Consider the following 3,859-nt stretch of genomic DNA (forward strand, 5'->3'; position numbering starts at 1 on the left):
GCTTGCGCCCTCCGGAGGGCGCAAGCATTGCGCCCCTACTCCGTTGATCCGTAACTACAAACGAACGTTTTGGAGATTTTATTTTTTGGAGTTCCCTAAGCGGAGCTATCCTGTAGGGAACCGCACTCCAGGAGGACCCCACCCTAACCCTCCCCTTGCCAAGGGGAGGGGACCGGAGGTGTTCTTAAATGTGAGAGAAATTACCCTAAACTTACTCGGGTAAGGGTTCTGCTTCCCCCATTATTCTTAACTTAAGCGTTCAACTTGGCTAACATTTGCGCTACTTTTGCACCAATATTTTCCACCCCTTCTTGCTGTTGGGGGTCTTTTAAGGTTCCCGATTCCGTAAACGCTTCCATCGCTTGGGGGATGGCTTTTTGATTGGGCAAGACAATCATACTAATATTCCCCAGCATTTCTCGGAGTTGAGCCAAACCCCGTAATCCCCCTAAAGCACCAGGAGAGGTACTCATAATTCCCACCACTTTGCCTGAAAAAGCCGCCAGCATGGGTTCACCGGGAGCGGGACGAGATACCCAGTCGATCGCATTTTTGAGCAGGGGAGTAATGGTACTATTATACTCCGGAGAGGCAATCAACAAGCCTTGGTGAGCAAAGAACAGCGATTTTAACTCTTGCGCCGCCTTGGGCATTCCCTCCGCTGCTTCTAAGTCTTGGTCAAACAGCGGCATGGGAAAATCTCGCAGGTCAATATAAGTGACCTCTGCACCGGCTTTTCGAGCGCCAGTGACCGCAATTTGCACCAGTTTTTTGTTAAATGACCCTTCCCGAGCGCTGCCCGCAAAGGCGAGAATTTTGGGGGGATTAGACATTGTTACTCCTACAGTTTGTTCGTTCAAAAATAGAGGGTTAAAACGGGACTAAGCCCAAAAGTCATCATAGCCCATTTGTGGGGTAACTATGCCAGGAATTGAAGGATGATGTCGGATCGGGGTGCCGAAATTTACCCTGAATCTGCACCCGCGTCACGTTATCCCCCGGGATAGTCACTCCTGGGGCGATTCTCATGGCGGTTCGGGGTTGCTCTCGGGGTTGCTGAAACTCCACTTCAGTTCCATCCACCCACACCTGCTGCACCGCCATCCCATGAATCTGCAACTCCACCGATGAGTAGGGGAACGGATAATCTCCTTGAGACTCCCAGGCGATCGCCAATCCATCAGCAGTTCGTTCCAGGTGAATCCGATCCAGACGCGATTCCCCATATCCATCTCCCGCATCGCTATACAGCCATCCCGTGCTGTTCCCATCCGTCGGGGGATACAGATGTAAGGTTAAATGTCCCCCTTGTTCCATCGGTAAGACAGTCCCCGCCTTGACAAACAGGGGAATTTCCTCTAAAGGAACCTCTAGGGTTAAGCGTTGCGACCCTTCGAGCATTGTATCATCGGTGAATTTATACCACTGGCCCCGAGGAAACAAAGCCGATCGCGATCGCGCCTTGTCCTTGACAATCGGATAAACTAACAGCGCATCTCCCAGGAAAAAGGCATCATCCACCCCCCATAAGTCAGGATTTTCTGGTTCCGACCAAAACACCGGACGCACTGGAGGATATCCCTTCTGAGTGGCTTCCCAAGCTAACGTATAAAAATAGGGAATGAGTTGGTAGCGCAGTTGCAGCAGCGATCGCACGCAATCTAAAACCCGAATCCCGTAACTCCAAGGCGTCCGAGGTTTCACGTTATTTGCCGAATGAGTGCGACAAAAGGGCAAAAAAGTCGAAAGTTGAAACCAGCGCAAGTATAACTCTGCCGAAGGATTGCCCTTAAATCCACCAATATCCGGCCCGGTATAGGGAATACCCGATAATCCCATCCCCAACACCGTCGGCAGGGTCTGCCCCAACCCCCCCCAACTGGTTTCAACATCCCCCGTCCAAGTCCAGGCATAGCGCTGTAATCCGGCCCAACCGGACCGGGAAACGATGAAAGGACGGCGACTGGGCTGATACTCCCGCAGGGCTTCATACCCGGCCCGCGCTTGCTGGAATCCATAGAGATTGTGCGCTTCTAAATGGATGCCGCCTCGACCTTCCATAAAGTGCTGGGTCGCTTTCGGGAGGGTGGCATCTCCCCAGAGAGCAAATACCCCCGGGTCATTCATATCATGCCAAAATCCCGCAATGCCCATATCCAGGAGATATTCATATTGCCGACTCCACCAATGACGGGCTAGGGGATGGGTAAAATCAGGAAAGGCTGACATTCCCGGCCAGACGGGAGCATGAACGATGTTACCATTGGGTAACTTACAAAAGATATCCTGGCTGACTCCTTCGCGATACAATTGACTGCGGCGATCGCGCTTCACCCCGGGATTGACGATCGCCACCATGTTTACCCCTTGCTCGGCCATTTCTTGATTAAACTCCCTGAGTTTGGGAAAGCGGTCCGGGTCGATGGTAAACGAGCGAAAGTTATCTTTACAGTCAATATCCAGGTGAATCGCACTCAGGGGGAGATTATGCTCCTGGAATCCTTGGGCGGTTTCTCGGACTGCCGCTTCCGTTTCATATCCCCACCGGGATTGATGATAGCCAAACGCCCAGCGCGGAGGCAGGGGCGGACGTCCGGTTAATTCGGTATAAAGAGTGATGGCTTTTGCCGGTTCTGCGCCGATAAAATAATAGCGCAAGGCTCCCCCGGAAAAAGCTGCAACCGCACTGTCGCCCAAGGTAAAGGTGGCAGAAAAGCTATTTTCATAGAACACCAAATAACTGCCGTTGTCATGCAATCCCATATACACCGGAATGCAGAGATACAACGGGTCGGACCCCGGCCCATACTTTCCCCCAGCGTCATAATGCCACATCCGATACTTGGGGTTATCGCTGGCGCGTAAATTGAAGGGGGCCGCCCGTTCTCCGAGTCCATAAATCTGTTCAGGCGATCGCAACAGGGCCTCTTGTTGCCATGCTTCCCCCCGGCGTTGGGGCGGTAATTCTTGGCGCAACACTCGCCCATTGGCATCTTGAAATTCGATGCCGCCTTCGGGTTTGATGATGACTTTGAGGCGATCGCTACTGATAATTTTTCCCTGTTCTGTGTCCTCCAACTGTAGGGCCACTTCCGGCCAATCTTGTTGGACAATGCCATAAGGCACAGGTGCAAGTCCCGGTTCCCAATTCACCCGCACTAATTCCGGGGATAAAAACTCAATCTCTACCTGGGCTTTTTCAAAGCTAAACTGAGCGCCTTTACGGGTTTTCTCAACGGTGAGCAACCGTCCCGGGGTGGTCAGGGGTTGCACCTTTTGAGAACTTTGATATTGGCGATCGGCCCAGTCTCTTTGAAAGGTATAAATTAAAGAAGTAATAAACCGTTCTAATCGAATTAATCGCAGTTTTAAAGAAATTTGTTTGAGAATATTCATGAATTATGCTTGTTTAATCAACAATTTGTAAAGGTTTCAACCGCCTGGTTCATCCTGACCCCCATTATAAACCTAGCCCTGTCAAGGTGTATTTGTAGGGGCGCTTCGGGAAGCGCCTCTACATTCCATCACTCTTTTGGGGTGATGAAATTTATCTTTGGACAGGCGCTTCTCGAAGCGCGGCTACATTCCATTATGGTTTCGGGGTGAGGAAATTTATCTTTGGACAGGCGCTTCTCGAAGCGCGGCTACATTCCATTATGGTTTCGGGGTGAGGAAATTTATCTTTGGACAGGCGCTTCTCGAAGCGCGGCTACATTCCATTAGGGTATTCCAACAAATAAATCATCCTTGCTTTGATGCGATCGCACCTAACAAGGCTCTTTTAGCCCGCGCAGGCGGGCTTTGTCCTGTGAGCCTCCACCCTTCAGGGTGCGGGTTTTTTGAAGGTTTTATTTTTTGG

General features: G+C 51.1%; 3 protein-coding genes. 1 reads left to right on the top strand and 2 read right to left on the bottom strand.

Annotated features, from left to right (window positions below; all coding sequences use genetic code 11):
• Positions 1 to 251: 251 nt before the first annotated feature.
• Together NG833_RS11580 and NG833_RS11585 are read right to left on the bottom strand one after the other, a co-directional pair.
• Complete coding sequence (locus NG833_RS11580; protein WP_254565445.1) at positions 252 to 833, bottom strand: NADPH-dependent FMN reductase; 582 nt, start codon at positions 831 to 833, stop codon at positions 252 to 254.
• 64 nt (positions 834 to 897) lie between these two features.
• Positions 898 to 3,396, bottom strand: a complete 2,499-nt coding sequence (locus NG833_RS11585) for a glycoside hydrolase family 31 protein (RefSeq protein WP_254565446.1) — start codon at positions 3,394 to 3,396, stop codon at positions 898 to 900.
• A 157-nt stretch (positions 3,397 to 3,553) separates the two neighbouring features.
• Here NG833_RS11585 and NG833_RS11590 point away from each other — a divergent pair.
• Positions 3,554 to 3,859, top strand: a 306-nt coding sequence (locus NG833_RS11590) for a hypothetical protein (RefSeq protein WP_254565447.1), incomplete at its 3' end; no start/stop codon positions are given.

Origin of the sequence: Oscillatoria sp. HE19RPO (genome assembly GCF_024220515.1) — a bacterium.
Taxonomy (GTDB): domain Bacteria; phylum Cyanobacteriota; class Cyanobacteriia; order Cyanobacteriales; family Laspinemataceae; genus Laspinema.